A 16,763-nucleotide genomic window follows, 5' to 3' on the forward strand; every position below is an offset into this window, starting at 1 on the left:
TATATATTTGTCCAACCCAAATTATTAAACTTATGAAAAATTACTACTTAACAATGCTAGTATTAGCATTATTCTCTTTTACTCAAATTCAAGCACAATTTTGTCCACCAACTGGATACGCAACAGATTCCAGCCTTTATTTTATTTATGATGCAGGAACATCAGCTTGTGTAGATAGACCTACAACTGTAACGGTAGAATCAAGTACTTTTACGCAAACATCTTGTCAAGATCAATTATCTGTTTATGCATTAACTTCAGGTCCTGCATTAGCAGATCCAGACAATATAGCTGTAGATTTCGGATTTTCTGTTTGTGAATATTCAGGAGGGACTTTATCTGCTGAAGAATTTGAAATGATCTTTAAAACGTTACTAAAAGTATATCCTAATCCGGTTAAAAGTGGTGATAACTTAAATATAGAATTAGGTGTTAACACTTCTGTGAAAGTAGAAATATATAATGTTACAGGAAAAAGAATGTTAAGTACTGGTAAGTCTGATTTAAGCAGCGTAAGCGTAGATGTTTCTAATTTAGAAAATGGTATTTACATTGCTCAAATTATTACAGATATGGCAACAGTTACTAGAAAAGTAATTATAATGAATTAAAACATAAACAACTATTATATAAAGAACTCCTTAAATTTTAAGGAGTTTTTTTTGCTTTCTTGCTAACTAATTAAGGAAGTATTGTATTTTTGCCAAAAATCACTTAACATACCTCATGATATTACCTATTGTAGCTTATGGAGATCCTGTTTTAAAAAAAGTAGGAAAAGACATTACTAAAGATTATCCGAAACTAGACGAATTAATTGCTAATATGTACGAAACTATGTATGGTGCTTTTGGTCTTGGTTTAGCAGCTCCGCAAATTGGACTGCCTATTCGCTTGTTTCTTGTAGATGCAGAACCATTTGCAGAAGATGAATCTTATACTAAAGAAGAACAAGAAGTTTTTAAAGGATTTAAAAAGGCTTTTATAAATCCAAGAATTCTTGAAGAAAAAGGGGACGAATGGGCTTTTAATGAAGGTTGTTTGAGCATCCCAGATGTAAGAGAAGATGTTTTTAGAAAACCAGAGATTACTATTGAATATTTTGATGAAAACTTTGAAAAGCACACCGAAACATATGATGGTTTAATAGCGCGTGTTATACAACATGAGTATGACCATATTGAGGGTGTTTTGTTTACAGACAAGTTATCTTCTTTAAAAAAGCGTTTAATTAAAGGAAAACTAGCAAACATATCTAAAGGAAAAATAGGTATAGATTATAAAATGCGATTTCCTAACCAAAAAAAGAAACGATAAAATTTGTTTTGCAATTGCAAACACTTGATATTTGCCATCGTTAAAAAAATAAGTATATGAGTTTAGATAAAGTATTATCCATTTCAGGGAAGCCAGGATTATATAAATTAGTAGCACAAACACGTGGTGGTTTTATAGCAGAATCTTTATTAGACAAAAAAAAGATTTCTGTAAACATGCAACATAATGTTAGCATTTTAAGTGAAATAGCTATTTACACATTACAAGAAGAATTACCTTTAAGAGAAGTTTTAAATAGAATAAAAACGAAAGAAAACGGTAAGCAAACTTCTGTAAGTCATAAAGAAAGTAAAGACAAATTAGAAGAATACTTTTTCGAAGTGTTACCAGATTATGATGAAGATAGAGTATATGCTAGTGATATTAAAAAAATCATTCAATGGTATAATTTATTAGAAAAGCATAATATGTTAGACTTTGATAAAGTGGAAAAATCTTCCGACGAAGAAGAATAACATTTTTCAACTATAATATTTTAAAAATCCAACTCCAGCAGTTGGATTTTTTGTTTGTAAATTTACCAAAATAAGAAATATGAATTCTAGAGAAAATCAACTAAAAGCCTTTGATAGATTGTTAACTATTATGGACGAATTGCGTGAACAATGTCCTTGGGATAAGAAACAAACCATGGAAACGCTACGTCATTTAACCATAGAAGAAACGTATGAGCTTGGAGATGCGATTTTAGATAAAGACTTAGAAGAAGTAAAAAAAGAGCTAGGTGATGTATTACTGCATATTGTTTTTTATGCGAAAATTGGTAGTGAAACTAACGACTTTGATATAGCCGATGTTTGTAATAGTATTTGCGATAAGTTGGTACATAGACATCCGCATATTTATAGCGATGTTGTGGTAGAAAATGAAGAAGATGTAAAACGTAATTGGGAAAACTTAAAACTTAAAGAAGGGAAAAGTAGCGTTCTAGAAGGTGTTCCAAAAAGTTTACCTGCTTTAGTGAAAGCCAATAGGATTCAAGATAAAGTTGCTGGTGTTGGTTTTGATTGGGAAGAACCAGAACAAGTCTGGGCAAAAGTGGAAGAGGAACTTAAAGAATTTCAAGACGAAGTAAAAGCAGAAGACCAAGAAGCTATGGAAAGCGAATTTGGGGATGTTTTGTTTTCTATGATAAACTATGCTAGATTTTTAAATATCAATCCAGAGAACGCATTAGAACGTACCAATAAAAAGTTTATTAAACGTTTTCAATATTTGGAAGAGAAAGCAAAGTCTTTAAATAAAGATTTAAAAGATATGACCCTTGGGGAAATGGATGTTTTCTGGGAAGAAGCGAAAAAAATGTAAATTTTTTAAATTCTCGTAATCCAAAATTAATGTTTCGCCGTATATATTATTAAATGGCACTACTTTCATGAGTAGATTAATAGCAGAATCAAATTCTTTTAAAGTGTCAGCTTAATATTTTTAGTTATTTTTTTATTTCAAAAATAACTGTTTAGTTAGTTTAGTTAGGGACTAATCCTATTTGAATTTTTAAATTCAAATAGGATTTAGTCTTTTTATAAACTAAGTCTTGTAGTTCTTATTAGACAAGTTCAAGTTAATTATCTCTTTTTCAATGAAATTTATTTGTTTATAGGTTGTTCCACTATCGTAAGGGAAAACATATGAGCGTGGAGTCGATTCTATTGTGATGCATTCTTTTTTCAGGGTTAGCATATAATTTTCTCCGTAAGAATTCAAACTCCATTTTGATCTAAATTTAATAGTATTCCTTTCTGAATTTATAATTTTAAATTTATTCCGTTTTAAAAGTGGAATAATTTTTTCTTGTATACTAAATTCTAAACCTTCTGCATTAAAAGTGATTTCTCTTTTTTGTTTTTTCTTAACTTGATTTAATGAGAAATTTTTACTATTTTTAAGAAAGGGATAAAAAATTCCTAAACCAGAAATAAAGCTGATAGCTATTATCTTCCATAGCGGAGTATTGTCTTTGAAAAATATATTCATTAAAAACTCCGTCAAGAAGAAGAAGAGTATCCAAGCTGCTCCAAAAAGAATAATACTTTTGTATTCTTTAATTTTCATTTTTTTTCTTCTTATAAGGCATGTGGAAAAATATAAAACTCCAATAATGGATGGATTATTGGAGTTTTATAATTATCAAAATTAAGTTAAGTGATTTCAAATATCAAAAATATTATTACTAAAAACCCCATTGCTATAATGTCGTTTTTTATAATTTATGACAACCAACTAATAAAGCTCCTTTATTTTACTCAGCTTTGTTTTCCAAAGCGCTAAAGTATCTTTATGTTTTTTAATGTTATTGTGCACTTCTTTTACTAAAGGATTATCCTCTTTTACGTGTTTAAAGAAAAGTAAATTGTTTTCTAATTGGTTGATTTCACCTTTTACTTCATCAATTTTCTTTCTTATGTATGTACGTTCGTTATCTAAGAATCTACTGTCTTTAGCATTGCTTAAGTTTTCTAATTTGTTTTCAAACTTAATCATTTCAGCCTCCTCTTTTTCCATTTTAAGACCATCAAATAAAGCATCTAAAGTTTTGCTAAATTTCCCTTCTATATAACGTTTATTTTGTGGTACAGTACCTAAAGCTTTCCATTGTGCAATATGGTCTTTAATTAGCTTTAAATCTTTTTCATTATCACCACTCATTTCAAGCGTTTTCATGGTGTCTAACAATTCTTTCTTTTTGTTGTAAACCTCAAATTCTTCTTTGTTTTCAGCATCTTGTATGGCATGAAACTTACCGAAATAGTGGTTGCAAGCACTTTTAAACTGTTTCCAAATTTTGTCGCTATCTCTTCTTGGTACATGACCAATATTCTTCCACTCATTTTGAATTTTCTTCATTAGTGGCGTAGTAGTTTCAAAATCTTCACTATCCTTATTTTCTTCAGCAATTTTAATTAAAGCTAATTTTTTATCCAGATTGGTGTGTTGTTCTTTCTTTAAGTCTTTATAAAAAGAATTTTTATTTCGGTTAAAATCTCTAACGACATCTTTAAATTTAGACCACGTAGCTTCGTTTACTTTCACTGGAACTTTACCTGCACTAAAAAACTCTTTGCGTAAAGCTTCAATTTCTTTTATCTTGCTTTGCCAAGCACTATGTGATTTTACTGGTTGCTTAGAAATGGCTTCTATTTTTGAAATTATAGCATGTTTGGTTTCTAAATTTAATTCGTAAATCTTATCTAAGTCTTTAAAATAATCTTGACGTTTGTCGTGAATAATTTTGGTGGCAGCTTTAAATCTATTCCAAATTTCATCTCTGTTTTCTTTAGCAACAGGACCAAGGTCTTCTTTCCAAAGTTTGTGTAAAACTTGTAGTTCTCTAAAAGAACGATTTAAATTATCGTCTTGTGCAAGCTCTTCTGCTCTTTCAATTATTTTTTGCTTTTGATCTAGATTGTATTTAAAATCTAAGTCACGCAAATCTCTATTTAAATGTAGAAAGTCATAGAATATTTCAACGTGATGGTGGTATGTGTTCCAAGCATTATTGTATTTATCTCTTGGTATTGCTCCGGCATTTCTCCATTGTTCTTGTAGATCTTTAAAATGCTTGTACGTTGTATTAATGTTTTCTTCTACATTAATTAGACCCTTTATTTCTTCAATAATACGTAAACGTTCTGCTAGATTATCTTTATGGCTTTTTTCTATACTTTTGTAGTGCGCATTTAATTTATCACGGTAAACAAAATAAGTTTCTTTAAATTGTTTGTGTAACGGACTAGAATAATGAAAATCTATTTCGTTACCACCTTCGTTAATAAACTCTTCTTTTTTCTCTTCTAAAAGCGTATTGAATTTTGCTTTAAATTCGGCTCTTATTTCTTCTACATGACTTTTAATGGCTTGTGTTTTTTCATTAGCCACCAATTTTTCCAGCTCAGCAACTAAGTCTTCCAACTCCATTGCGTGATAGTCTTTTACTTCTATTTCATGCCTTTCTTTTGTATCTTCGTCTTCAGCATCTTCCGCATTAACAGCTTCAATTTCATTTAGAACTTCATCCTGATTTTCTAGGTCGCCCTGGATTTCTGATTGTTCCGTTACTTGGTTTTCTTCTGTTGTTTTAGAATTTTCTGTTGACTGATTTTCTAATTTTCCGTCTGCTTGCAGCAGGTTATCTTTCTCTGACATTATAAAAATGATTGGTTCGTAAAAGTACTATAGGGTTAAAGATACTAAACAAGGCTTGTATTTTCAAAAAAGTAACTAGTATTAACTAAATGAATTTTAAGGTTTGCTAGTATTTATTGCTTGTTCCATATTTTCCATGACTTTTCTGCTTGCAATTGTAGCATGTTGTAGCCATTAATTATAGTAGCATTTTTTTGCTTCCCATAATTTAAAAAAGTGGATTCTTCTGGGTTGTAAATAAGATCAAAAAGCAAATGTTTATCTGTAATGGCTGCATATGGAATATTCGGACAAGCTTTTATGTCTGGATATGTGCCTAATGGTGTGCAGTTTACAATTATGGTGTTGTTTTTTATGATTTCTTCTGTAAGTTGTTGGTATGAAATCTGATTTTCTTTTGTTGCACTTCTAGAAACATAGGTGTATTTAATTTTAAGCTTTTTTAATGCATAGGCAATGGCTTTACTTGCGCCACCTGTTCCTAAAATTAATGCAGACGTATGCCGTGGTTTTAAATGTGGTAGTATAGAATTTTTAAATCCGTAGTAATCGGTGTTATATCCTTTTAGTTTTCCTTTTTTAGTAAATTTTATGGTATTTATTGCTCCTATCTTTTTTGCGTTTTTATCTAAGGTATCCACAAACGGAATAATTACTTCTTTGTAAGGTATGGTAATATTAAAGCCTTTCATATGGCTGTCTTCTAAAAGTTTTGGAAAATCAGTGATACTTTCTAAATCGAAATTTTGATACGAAGCATCTGTAATTTCTTCCGCTTTAAACTTTGCTGCAAAATAGGATTGCGAGAATGAATAATCTATGTTTTTTCCTATTAATCCGAATTTACGCATTTGTTTTTTTTGTTTTTCGCCCATAAAATTCTAAAGCCAAAACTACCGCAATACCAATAATAGTATAGAGAATAGCAAGGTACGTTTCTGGGGTGAGTTCTGGTATAAAGCGTTTGTAGTTTTCTATAATCTTTCTTCCAGCAGAGTCTATTAAAAAACCACCATCTTCATTTAGTTTATAGACGGTTTTTTTAAAAGGCCAAACCACACCTAAAGATCCCACTATAAAACCAATTATAGACGCTGTTGTAATGCTTTTGTAATTTTTTAAAATATAGCTTAGTACGTGAGAAAAGGTTACCAACCCCGCAAAAGAACCAAGTGTAAATACTATAAGTACTTTAATCATTCTTAAGCGTTCAATATTTTTTATAAACGAAAAATCGCCTTTAATCATATCTGCAAAACTGTCATACAATGCATTTACAGAATCGACTAGAAGTAACACATAATTACCTAGAAGAATTAAAATAAAAGATCCGGAAAAACCTGGAAGTGTCATGCCCGAAACACTAATGATACCACAAAAGAATACAAACCATAGGTTATCATTTTCTTTGGCAGGATCTAAAAAACTAATGCTTACACCAATTACAATACCTATAAAGAGAGCAAGGTAGGTTTTTAAATTCCAGTCTTTAAAATCTTTACTAATGTAATAGATGGAACCTATAATCATTCCGAAGAAAACACTCCAAACATAAAGCTCAAAATGTATTATTAAATAATCTAATATTTTTGAAACACTAAAATAGCTGATAATTATTCCGAAGAATAGCAAGCCTAAAAACCGTCCATTAATGTATGTAAAGAAACTTTTAAATCTTCCGTTAATTAAAAGCTTTAAAGCTTTGCCATTTATTTTTTGAAGGGAATAGATAAACTCTTCATAAAAACCAGCAACAAAAGCAACCACACCACCAGAAACACCAGGAACTTTGTTAGCAGCTCCCATTCCTAATCCTTTTAAGACTAGGAACATTTTGTCTGTAAATGTTCTGGTTCTTTCCATTTATTTTACTTTGTTTCCTATTTTTTCTAGAATAAAAATGGTTAGAAATCCTACGGTCATTAATGCCATTGCGGTTAATAGCTGTGCATCCATTTGATTTAATTCGGAATAATGCGAAGGTAAAATGCTTTTTTCTGTAATGGTTTTATAGCTTTCAAAATTCTGAATTGTTTTTTGGTAAACGGAAAGTGTACCTAAATCACTAACACTAGAAAAAGGTACAACTTCTTTTGTGGTATCGATCATCACAGAAATAGTCTTTTTCCATGGCCAAATCTTATTTAGAGATCCAAAAATAAAACCAGTAAGCACTGCTAATGTTATATTGTGATAATGTTTGAATAACCATTTTAAAACACGTGAAAAGCTTAGCAAGCCAACGATTGCTCCTAAGGCAAAAATGGCTATTTTTTTAAAATCTAAACTATCAATTGCTACACTTAATGTTTTGTAGGCACCAAGAATTACTAAGATAAAAGAGCCTGAAATACCTGGTAAAATCATTGCGCAAATAGCGATAGCACCAGCAAAAAATAAAAAGAAAGGATTATTATTACTTGCCATAGAAGGCAGTGAAGTAATATAAAATGCTAAAGCGGCGCCTACAATTACAGCAATAATGGTTGCTATGTTCCACTTGGTAATTTGCTTCCCAATAAAAAGAATACTTGCTATAATTAGTCCGAAAAAGAAGGACCAAATTAAAATAGGATGCTGCTCGATTAGGTATTTGGCAAGCTTCATAAAAGAGGCAAAACTGATTACCATTCCTAGAAAAAGAGCGAGCAAGAAATTACCATTTACTTTTTCCCAAAAGGCTTTAATTCCTTCGGTTTTTAATGTTTTTAAAGTGGTTAGATTTACATTACTAATCGTATTAATAAGTTCTTCGTAAATACCAGAAATAAAAGCGATTGTTCCTCCAGAAACTCCAGGAACAGCATCTGCTGCTCCCATTGCCATTCCTTTAAAAGATATGATTAAGTAATCTATAAAACGTCTTTGCATACTTTGGTTAAATTGGTAGAAATCAAAGGTAATATTTTTAGCAAGACATTTTGCGTTATTTTATTTTTAGTAACTTTTTAACCATTGGTTTATCAAAAACATTAGGAAAAAGTTCTTCTATAATAAATGCATATTCAGGATTCGTACGAACCGCATTTTTTAAGTGAAAGGTTCCTTTTTCTATTTCATGTTGTAAAAAGTATAAACCACCAAGTCTGTATTCTAATTCTGCATTTTCTGGATGAAATTCTGCAGCTTGTAAAAAGTTATAGATAGCAGCTTCAGATTCGCCAAGTTTTAAAAGAATGTCTCCACGAGCAATCCAAGTATCTACTTCATAATTACCTAATTCTAAAGCTTTTTTATAACCACGTTCTGCTTCTTCTAAAAAGTTTAAACGGTTATTTATTTGCGCATAAAGTTTCCAATAAACAACATTTTCGGTATCGATATTTATCGCTTTATTGATATAATATAAGGCTTTATTGTAGTTTTTCTTTTTGTTATAAAACTTAGTAATAGCAATCCAACCTTTGTCTAATAAAGGGTCTTCATGTACTGTTTTATAGAAATACTGAACAGCTAAATCGTCCTTTCCTAGTTTTTCATAGCATTGTGCAATTCGCAATAAAGCAAACGAAGTAGGGTCATCTAACTGCAAAGACAAGGTGTAGCTTTCAATAGCCTCTTCAGGTCTTTTTAGTTTTTCTAGAACTTTTCCTTTTTCTAAATATGCACCCACAAAAGTATCATCAGAAATGATAGCAAAATCATATGCAGCAAGTGCTTTTGTGTAATCTTTAATCGTATAATATTGCTTTCCTAGCTGATGCCAAGCAACTTCGCAATATGGATTGGTATTTAAATATTCATTTAAATATTCTATTGCTTCGTCATTCTGATCTAAAAAATCAAAACAATAAATCATGTTATATAATGCCGAATAATCTTCAAGATCTTGTTCTAAACATTTCATGAAGTTTTGTTTCGCTTCCTCAAACTTATCTAAAAACAGGTATTCCATACCTATTAAAGAATATAAATCTGTGGTATCATCAGCAAATTCTAATGCGCTAATAAGTACATCTACAGCTTTTGCGTGATTGTCTTGTTTAGAAAAAATATTGGCTTTCTGAATATAGATTTCTTCGTTTTGAGGTTCTAAGTTATGAAGCTCATTTAAGAGCTTATCAGCTTTAGGCAGTTCGTCTTCAAAAATATAAACCTCTACTTTAAATAATTTTAAATTCACAGAAGAAGGATGCTGCTCTAAACCTAATTTAATGGCTTTTTTAGCCAATGCAACCTTTCCTTGATTTAGGTAGTGATGTATAATATTCTCGAACTCCTCTGAATCGAAAAACAACACGTTGTTTGTTTTTAACATCGATTCAAATTTTGTAAGCGGTAAATTGTTGTTGTCGTTATGACTAAACTCCATAGGCAATAGGTATCGTTCTACTATAATAAATGTACTAATCTAAACAGTTAATAAGGGATAAAGCCTTAAATGTTTTTAACAAAGTAATGAACAGCATCGTTTTTAGTGTTTATTACTGGTTGTCAGTTGTTTTAAAGGGTTCAATTGGGTGTAATACTATTCAGAATAGCAATAATAATGCCACAACCTTTAATGATTTCTTGGTCAGAAATGGTTAATGGAGGCGTAATTCGGATTGCTTTTTGCTCGAAAAGTAACCAGAAAAGAATTAAACCAGCATCTTGAGAACGTAAAATTACTTGGTTTGTTATTTCTGCGGAAGGAGTTAAAACGGCAAGCATTAAGCCTTTTCCTCTAATTTCTGTAATTAATGGATGGACTAAGTGTTTTCTGAAAAGTGCTTCTTTTTTAAGTGTTTGTGCCATTAAATCACTATCTGTTACTTCTTTTAATGTTGCTAAAGCAGCAGCTGCAATTACCGGATGCCCACCAAACGTAGTGATGTGACCAAGTTTAGGATTGTCTTGCAACAAGTCCATAAGTGCCGTGGAAGCAGTAAATGCACCAATTGGCATACCGCCACCAAGACCTTTTCCAGTAACTAAAATATCTGGAGTGCAGTTGTAATTTTGAAAGCCGAAGAGTTTTCCTGTGCGACCAATTCCTGGTTGTATTTCGTCTAAAATGAAAAGCGCACCAACTTCTTTACAGCGGGCTTCTACCTTTTGTAAATAGTTATTTGTTGGTTCTATAAAACCGGCGCCACCTTGAATGGTTTCTAAAATAACACAGGCTGTTTTTGTTGTGATTAATTGTAAATCTGCCACCTCATTAAAAGTAATAAAGGAAACATCTGGAAGTAATGGACGGAAAGCTTGTTTGCGTTCTTCAAAACCCATGACACTCATAGAACCCATGGTATTTCCGTGATATGCTTTTTTGGCAGAAATAATCTGACTTCTTCCAGTGGCTCTTTTTGCTAGTTTTAAAGCGCCTTCTATGGCTTCTGTGCCCGAATTAGTTAAGTATGTTTTTTCTAAAGATTTAGGGAGATGTTTTGCTATCAGTTTGGTGAGTTCTACCGCTGGTTTTTGGATGTATTCCCCATAAACCATGACGTGTAAATAGCTATCTATTTGTTCTTTAAGTGCTGCTATTACTTTGGGGTGATTATGCCCAAGTGTGCATGCCGACACTCCTGCAACAAAATCTAAATAGGCTTTATTGTTGGTGTCGTAAATGTAAGATCCTTCTGCACGAGAAATTTCCATTGCTAAAGGATGTGGCGAAGTTTGCGCTTGATATGTTAAGAAATCTTTTTTTATGACTATTCTTTTTTAGGTGCTATTAATTGAGGTTTTGCTTTTTGTGTAACCGAAAGCGGAAGCATAGATCCGCTATTTATATTCTTTTGTGGTACGTTTCTCGATGCTTTTGGACTAGTTACAGGTTTTTTAGACTTTTTAGCTTCGGCTTCATCTGCTTTTTCCATGCGCTCTAACATTTCAGCATCAAAGAATTCTTCCTGTGGTACATAATCTTCTAGTCCTTTTATTATAGGTAAGTTTAGGGGAGGATCATCGCTAAATAAATCTTCAACACTTTTTGGTCTTTCTTCTTCTCGCCAATTAAAACCTCTCAGTTTTCTTACGTTTTCTGGGAATTCAGATTCTGGATATGTTTTTCCGTCTACTTGTCTGATTTTTCGAAGCTCTTCAATTTCGCCTTCTGAAAAAAGCATCATAATACTTCCAGATTTCGATTTGTCAATTCCTACTAATTCGTTTTTTTCGTTTCTAGCAAAATAAATGGATTCCGCATTTTTATTTATATCTACTTGTCTTAATGTGTTTTCTTCAGAGAAAAGTCCGATAAGAATTTTTCCCGTAATTTGATTATAACCGGCACCTAATGTGTCTTTACTGATTATAAATGCGTTATCAAAAACGAATAAGGAATCTACTTTTTCTGTTTTTGGATTCGATTTTATTTGAATAGTATCTCCTGTCATTTGGTTACCAAGATTCCATAGAATTGGTTGTCTTTTGGTGACAAATGCTTCTTTAGATTTTACATTGGTTAAGTTGATAAGTTCTGTTAGTCCTGTTAGATGGTTGACATGTATAGAATCTGCTTTTCCGCTCATATCTGTTTTAAAGAACTTAGCATTTTTATAGGCTCGTGTAATTCTGTTTTCTGCTTTTCCTGTAACCATTAAAGTATCTGCATGTATATACACCGAATCGTTTTCTTGTACCGAAATAGCCAAAGCACGTTTGGTAATAAAAACAGAATCTTTGAGTTTATAAATTTCAGCATAATGGCCTTTTACAATACTTTTATTTATCGTGTCTGTAACTTTTATATTATTCGTTGCAGAGGCGAAATTTCGGGTATTATCAAAATACATACTGTCACCTTCAAAGAGTCGATTCTCATAATCTATACGCGATTTTTTGACCGCATATCCTTGTTTGGTTTCTGTATTATAAAATCCTTTTTCGCAATAGATTTTACTTTCTTCGGTAACAATAGTGGAAGGTCCATAAAGAAAGGCATGTCCCGTCTCTGTGAAAAAATCTAATCGTTCGGTATCAATGGTATAATCCGGATTTACCAATTTTACGTTTTTTACGAATTGGTATTTTTTAGCATTCATATAAAAACGACCAATTTGACTGGTAATAACTCCTGAAGAATCACGAACTACTTTTCCACCACTTTTGTAAAACGCTTGTTGTTTGGCGCGATCAAAATACAGCGTATCTGTTGTTAATGTGGAAGCTGGTTCTTGTAAAATAACGTCTCCACTTGCAAATGCTAGTTTTGTTTTTCCGCTATATTCTACATATTTGGAGGTCATGTTGATAGTGTCTCCTTGTTTCATTTTTACGTTTCCGTAGGCTTCCACAAAATTGTCGTTGGAGTAGAGTAGTGCTTGGTCACACCACATATCTACACCTTCATGTACAATGTGAATTTGTCCGGAATCATCACGGGTCATGATTTTTAAACCAGGAGCATCTTCTTCTTTAAATTCTAAAAATCCAGAATATCTAATTTCTATTTGCTGTTGTGCTTCCGCGAAAGCGAAAGAGAAAAATAGGAGGAGTATATATATGTGTTTCAATTTCATGTATTTGTATTTAATAATTTTCAATGGGCACATGTAGCATCCATTTAATCATTATCCTTTGGTATCCAGTTTATGTTATGGATGTTTCAAAATCTATAATTTGTGGTAAAAATAACTATTATTATGATGTGGTATTCTCTATTGGGATAAATTTAATATGAAATAGTTACTAAAAAATTGTTGGAGTTATTTATTATAGTGATAACGACATGAAGCAATTAAAAGTTCATTTTCTCGATATTTATAAACCAATCGATGTTCTGAAGTGATTCGTCTAGACCAATAACCTTGTAAGTCACCTTTTAAAGCTTCTGGTTTTCCAATACCTTCAAAAGGTGTTCGCGTACATGCTTTTATGAGTTGGTTTGTACGTTTAAGAATTTTTTTATCTACTTTTTGCCAATAGAGATACTCTTCCCAACTTGTTGCAGACCAGATTAGCTTCATTACGAAATAAGTTCTTTTTCTGTTCCTTTATTTTCTTCTAACTCTTGAATAGATTTTAAAAGTACCTCTCTATTTTTTCCTGTTAGTAAATAGGTTGTTTCTTTAAGTGAATTATATTCGTCTAAAGAGATGAGTACAAGGTCTTTGCCTCCTTTTCTTTTAATGATGATATCGCTTACATCATCAATCACTTTATCGAACCAATGTTTTAGGTTTGCACGAAAATCGCTGTAATTTACTGTTTCCATAGTACAAATATAGGTAAAAGTACTTAAACGAGTACTTGTTTTAATAAAATATGTTTAGAGTTATTTTTATACAGGATTACTTTGTTAATGGGTTATTGTTTTATTTATTATATTTAAAAAATATAATTCTAAACACTTCATTTTGCAAAAACTTTATTTTCTTTCGTTATTCGTTATTCGTTATTCCGCTAATTGGGTTTAGTCAATGTCCAGATTTTAACGCAACCTTCGAAGAATTAAACTCTCAAGCTGAAGTGGATGCTTTTGCAGTAAATTATTCAGACTGCACGGATTTTTTTCAATTAGTTATCAGTGGTGAGGATATAACTGATTTATCAACGCTTTCAGGCTTAAGTTATATATCACAGTTGGTAATATATAATAACTCCTCATTAATAAGTTTGACTGGATTAGAAGGATTGACAGATGTTGATGTACTAAATATTTCTAATAATGATTTACTAGTTGATTTAACTGGATTAAATAATTTAGTTAATAGTGGAGATGATATTACTATTTCAGGGAATGACAATTTAATCAATCTTAATGGATTAGATTCTCTAAACAATTTTGGACCTGCCGAAATTAGTTATAATTCTTCATTGCAAAGTTTAGATGGCATCAATATGTTAACTCAAATATATAGTTTGTTATTATCTTATAATAATTCCTTGACTGATATTTCAGCATTAAATGATGTAGATTTTCTTGACGAGGGTTTTATAGAAGGTTTAGTTTTTAGAAATAACCAAAACTTATCAGTTTGCAATATAAGTTCAGTTTGTAATTCATTGAATTATTGCAATATGAATCCATTTTACTGCCCTTTAGGTCAAGTAATTATAGAAAACAATGCTCCTGGCTGTAATAGTACACCAGAAGTTTCTCTTTCTTGTGATCTTGTTCCAAGCAACGATAGTTGTGAAGAAGCGTTAGAACTTACAATAGGAGAAACGTTACAAGCCTACAATGAAAATGCAACAACTTCTACCCAAACACCAAGCTGTAACGATATAAATAGAGTAGACGTTTGGTTTACTGTAAACTCTGGTTTGTATTCAACTTTAGATATTTTAGCAGAACCTGGTTATTCTTTACAACTTTGGGAAGGTAATTGCACCAATTTAACACAAGTGGCAAATGCATGTGCTGCAAATGCTTTAACAGATATTTCAGTGTCTACTAATACCGATTATTACGTGCAAGTTTGGTCCGATAGTAATGGGAAAAGAGCAACAGGATTGTTTGATGTCTTAGTGCAAGATGGTACATTAACTACTCCAGAATTTGGTTTCGAAGGATTTTCTATATTTCCTAATCCGGTAAATGAACTGCTTCATTTTAAATCTGGAACAAGAATTGAAAGTGTTGTTATTTATAATTTAATTGGTCAGCAAATTTTAGAATCTAAACCTAATAGTATGCAAACAGTTATAGACACTTCTAACTTACAAGCAGGAATGTATTTGGTTACGGTTACCATTGGTAAACAAGTTAAGGCGTACAAGATTGCTAAGGAGTAATTTCTAACTCTCCGAATTTTTTTCTAAAAAATCCACCTCTCTTTAACAAAAGAGAGGAGCAAGTACGAGATAGTTTTTTTTAAATACTGTATTTTTCCTAGAATAGAAGAGCAAGTGACAGGTGTATTTGGTAATAAAAAAGATATAATTTTAGTTCTAAATGATTAATAGTAAAAGCTCTCCTCTTTTTTTTAAAGAGGAGAATGAATTTATATTTTCATTAAAAAATATAAAGAAAGAGGAGTTTCTAATACTAAAAAAACCTGTCAAGAAATTATTCTGACAGGTTTTAGTTATTATTTATGAGATTGCTTCGCGCCTCACAATGACATTGTTACATGTAAATCGTTTGCTTTCTATCTGGACCAACAGAAACCACATAAATAGGGATTTCTAATTCTTTTTCAAGAAAAGCGATATAGTCATTCAATTCTTTTGGGAATTGCGCTTTATCTGTCATTTGCGTTAAATCTTCTTTCCAACCTGAAAAATCGCTATAGATTGGTTCTAGATTTTCTGGTTCTATATTATAAGGTAAATGTGTGATTGTTTCTCCTTTATATTTGTAAGCTGTACAAATCTTAAGGGTTTTAAAACCAGAAAGCACATCGCCTTTCATCATCATTAATTTGGTAACACCATTTATTTGACAAGCATATTTAAGTGCGACTAAGTCTAACCAACCACAACGTCTTGCTCTTCCCGTTACAGCCCCAACTTCATTACCAATGATTGCCATATCTTCACCAACTTTATCAAAAAGTTCGGTTGGGAATGGTCCAGAACCAACTCTTGTTGTATAGGCTTTAAAAATACCATACACTTCACCAATTTGATTTGGTGCAACACCAAGACCAGTACATGCTCCAGCTGCGGTTGTATTACTTGAAGTTACAAAAGGATAGGTTCCAAAATCAATATCTAAAAGAGAACCTTGTGCGCCTTCGGCAAGAATGGTTTTTCCTGCTTTTTGTGCTTGGTATAAATATTCTTCCGAATCTATAAATTGTAATTCTTTTAAAACCTTAATAGATTCAAAAAATTCAGCTTCCATTTCTTCTAAATCATATTGCACATCTGCATTGAAAAAAGAAATCATAGCTTCATGTTTATTCGCTAAAGCTCTGTATTTTTCTTTCCAATCGCTAAGCTCTAGATCTCCAACACGAATTCCGTTTCTACCGGTTTTATCCATGTATGTTGGACCAATTCCTTTTAAGGTAGAGCCAATTTTTGCTTTTCCTTTAGACGCTTCATTTGCTGCATCTAATAATCTGTGCGTTGGTAAAATGACGTGTGCTTTTCTAGAAATGATAAGCTTGGTTTTATAATCTAGATTAAATTGATCTAAACCTTCTAGTTCTTTAGCAAAGACTACAGGATCTATTACCACACCATTACCAATTACATTGATAGATTCGTCGTGAAAAATCCCGGAAGGAATAGTTCTTAAAACGTGTTTGATGCCATCAAATTCTAAGGTGTGTCCTGCATTTGGACCACCTTGAAAACGTGCAATAATATTGTAGTTAGCGGTTAAGACATCCACGATTTTTCCTTTTCCTTCGTCTCCCCATTGTAAACCTAGTAGTAAATCTACTGCCATTATAATA

Annotated in this window: 16 protein-coding genes; 5 read left to right on the forward strand and 11 right to left on the reverse strand. The window is 31.7% G+C overall.

The features are described from left to right. Positions 1-32: 32 nt before the first annotated feature. From ACVCZW_RS05215 to mazG, 4 genes are all read left to right on the forward strand, one after another. Positions 33-611 (forward strand): T9SS type A sorting domain-containing protein, encoded by a 579-nt coding sequence (locus tag ACVCZW_RS05215; RefSeq protein ID WP_452228864.1) that lies wholly within the window; start codon positions 33-35, stop codon positions 609-611. Between the two features lie 115 nt (positions 612-726). After that, a complete protein-coding gene (gene def / locus ACVCZW_RS05220) occupies positions 727-1,317 on the forward strand; it encodes a peptide deformylase (RefSeq protein WP_452228863.1) in 591 nt (196 codons plus the stop codon). A gap of 56 nt (positions 1,318-1,373) precedes the next feature. Then, entirely contained in the window at positions 1,374-1,793 is a 420-nt protein-coding gene (locus ACVCZW_RS05225; RefSeq protein WP_452228862.1) for a DUF5606 family protein, read from the forward strand. 79 nt (positions 1,794-1,872) lie between these two features. Continuing rightward, positions 1,873-2,646 (forward strand): nucleoside triphosphate pyrophosphohydrolase, encoded by a 774-nt coding sequence (mazG, locus tag ACVCZW_RS05230; RefSeq protein ID WP_452231836.1) that lies wholly within the window; start codon positions 1,873-1,875, stop codon positions 2,644-2,646. Between the two features lie 222 nt (positions 2,647-2,868). Here the strand turns inward: mazG and ACVCZW_RS05235 are convergent, their stop codons facing one another. From ACVCZW_RS05235 to ACVCZW_RS05280, 10 genes are all read right to left on the reverse strand, one after another. Further along, positions 2,869-3,393, reverse strand: a complete 525-nt coding sequence (locus tag ACVCZW_RS05235) for a hypothetical protein (RefSeq protein ID WP_452228860.1) — start codon at positions 3,391-3,393, stop codon at positions 2,869-2,871. Between the two features lie 168 nt (positions 3,394-3,561). Beyond that, positions 3,562-5,484: a DUF349 domain-containing protein gene (locus ACVCZW_RS05240; protein WP_452231837.1), complete on the reverse strand. Its 1,923-nt coding sequence runs from the start codon at positions 5,482-5,484 to the stop codon at positions 3,562-3,564. 113 nt (positions 5,485-5,597) lie between these two features. Continuing rightward, positions 5,598-6,335 (reverse strand): shikimate dehydrogenase family protein, encoded by a 738-nt coding sequence (locus ACVCZW_RS05245; RefSeq protein WP_452231838.1) that lies wholly within the window; start codon positions 6,333-6,335, stop codon positions 5,598-5,600. Next, complete coding sequence (locus ACVCZW_RS05250; protein WP_452231839.1) at positions 6,328-7,347, reverse strand: DUF368 domain-containing protein; 1,020 nt, start codon at positions 7,345-7,347, stop codon at positions 6,328-6,330. The genes ACVCZW_RS05245 and ACVCZW_RS05250 overlap by 8 nt, the downstream gene beginning before the upstream one ends. Beyond that, a complete protein-coding gene (locus ACVCZW_RS05255; protein WP_452231840.1) occupies positions 7,348-8,355 on the reverse strand; it encodes a DUF368 domain-containing protein in 1,008 nt (335 codons plus the stop codon). It abuts the gene before it with no gap. A 55-nt stretch (positions 8,356-8,410) separates the two neighbouring features. Continuing rightward, the gene (locus ACVCZW_RS05260; RefSeq protein WP_452228855.1) at positions 8,411-9,796 is read right to left on the reverse strand and encodes a tetratricopeptide repeat protein; all 1,386 of its coding nucleotides are present in this window, start codon (positions 9,794-9,796) and stop codon (positions 8,411-8,413) included. A 140-nt stretch (positions 9,797-9,936) separates the two neighbouring features. Next, positions 9,937-11,067, reverse strand: coding sequence for an aspartate aminotransferase family protein (locus ACVCZW_RS05265; RefSeq protein WP_452231841.1), 1,131 nt, complete (start codon positions 11,065-11,067; stop codon positions 9,937-9,939). A gap of 56 nt (positions 11,068-11,123) precedes the next feature. Next, a complete protein-coding gene (locus ACVCZW_RS05270; RefSeq protein WP_452228853.1) occupies positions 11,124-12,932 on the reverse strand; it encodes an OstA-like protein in 1,809 nt (602 codons plus the stop codon). 186 nt (positions 12,933-13,118) lie between these two features. Next, on the reverse strand, positions 13,119-13,379 hold the full coding sequence (locus ACVCZW_RS05275) for a Txe/YoeB family addiction module toxin (protein ID WP_452228852.1): 261 nt from the start codon (positions 13,377-13,379) through the stop codon (positions 13,119-13,121). Beyond that, positions 13,379-13,627, reverse strand: coding sequence for a type II toxin-antitoxin system Phd/YefM family antitoxin (locus tag ACVCZW_RS05280; RefSeq protein ID WP_452228851.1), 249 nt, complete (start codon positions 13,625-13,627; stop codon positions 13,379-13,381). Before ACVCZW_RS05280 ends, ACVCZW_RS05275 begins: the two co-directional genes overlap by 1 nt. Before the next feature lie 401 nt (positions 13,628-14,028). On the opposite strand from ACVCZW_RS05280, the gene ACVCZW_RS05285 reads away from it, so the two are divergent. After that, positions 14,029-15,150, forward strand: a complete 1,122-nt coding sequence (locus ACVCZW_RS05285; protein WP_452231842.1) for a T9SS type A sorting domain-containing protein — start codon at positions 14,029-14,031, stop codon at positions 15,148-15,150. A 334-nt stretch (positions 15,151-15,484) separates the two neighbouring features. Here the strand turns inward: ACVCZW_RS05285 and ACVCZW_RS05290 are convergent, their stop codons facing one another. Continuing rightward, positions 15,485-16,756, reverse strand: coding sequence for an adenylosuccinate synthase (locus ACVCZW_RS05290; RefSeq protein WP_452228849.1), 1,272 nt, complete (start codon positions 16,754-16,756; stop codon positions 15,485-15,487). Positions 16,757-16,763: the final 7 nt, after the last annotated feature.

The sequence above is a fragment of the Lacinutrix sp. MEBiC02595 genome (genome assembly GCF_053601555.1).

Bases quoted from the DNA above. Each gene is read 5' to 3' on its own strand.
- mazG (WP_452231836.1), top strand. From the start codon at position 1,873: ATGAATTCTAGAGAAAATCAACTAAAAGCCTTTGATAGATTGTTAACT.
- ACVCZW_RS05290 (WP_452228849.1), bottom strand. From the start codon at position 16,756: ATGGCAGTAGATTTACTACTAGGTTTACAATGGGGAGACGAAGGAAAA.
- ACVCZW_RS05215 (WP_452228864.1), top strand. From the start codon at position 33: ATGAAAAATTACTACTTAACAATGCTAGTATTAGCATTATTCTCTTTT.
- def (WP_452228863.1), top strand. From the start codon at position 727: ATGATATTACCTATTGTAGCTTATGGAGATCCTGTTTTAAAAAAAGTA.
- ACVCZW_RS05280 (WP_452228851.1), bottom strand. From the start codon at position 13,627: ATGGAAACAGTAAATTACAGCGATTTTCGTGCAAACCTAAAACATTGG.
- ACVCZW_RS05260 (WP_452228855.1), bottom strand. From the start codon at position 9,796: ATGGAGTTTAGTCATAACGACAACAACAATTTACCGCTTACAAAATTT.
- ACVCZW_RS05225 (WP_452228862.1), top strand. From the start codon at position 1,374: ATGAGTTTAGATAAAGTATTATCCATTTCAGGGAAGCCAGGATTATAT.
- ACVCZW_RS05270 (WP_452228853.1), bottom strand. From the start codon at position 12,932: ATGAAATTGAAACACATATATATACTCCTCCTATTTTTCTCTTTCGCT.
- ACVCZW_RS05250 (WP_452231839.1), bottom strand. From the start codon at position 7,347: ATGGAAAGAACCAGAACATTTACAGACAAAATGTTCCTAGTCTTAAAA.
- ACVCZW_RS05255 (WP_452231840.1), bottom strand. From the start codon at position 8,355: ATGCAAAGACGTTTTATAGATTACTTAATCATATCTTTTAAAGGAATG.
- ACVCZW_RS05240 (WP_452231837.1), bottom strand. From the start codon at position 5,484: ATGTCAGAGAAAGATAACCTGCTGCAAGCAGACGGAAAATTAGAAAAT.
- ACVCZW_RS05265 (WP_452231841.1), bottom strand. From the start codon at position 11,067: ATGGAAATTTCTCGTGCAGAAGGATCTTACATTTACGACACCAACAAT.
- ACVCZW_RS05235 (WP_452228860.1), bottom strand. From the start codon at position 3,393: ATGAAAATTAAAGAATACAAAAGTATTATTCTTTTTGGAGCAGCTTGG.
- ACVCZW_RS05245 (WP_452231838.1), bottom strand. From the start codon at position 6,335: ATGCGTAAATTCGGATTAATAGGAAAAAACATAGATTATTCATTCTCG.
- ACVCZW_RS05275 (WP_452228852.1), bottom strand. From the start codon at position 13,379: ATGAAGCTAATCTGGTCTGCAACAAGTTGGGAAGAGTATCTCTATTGG.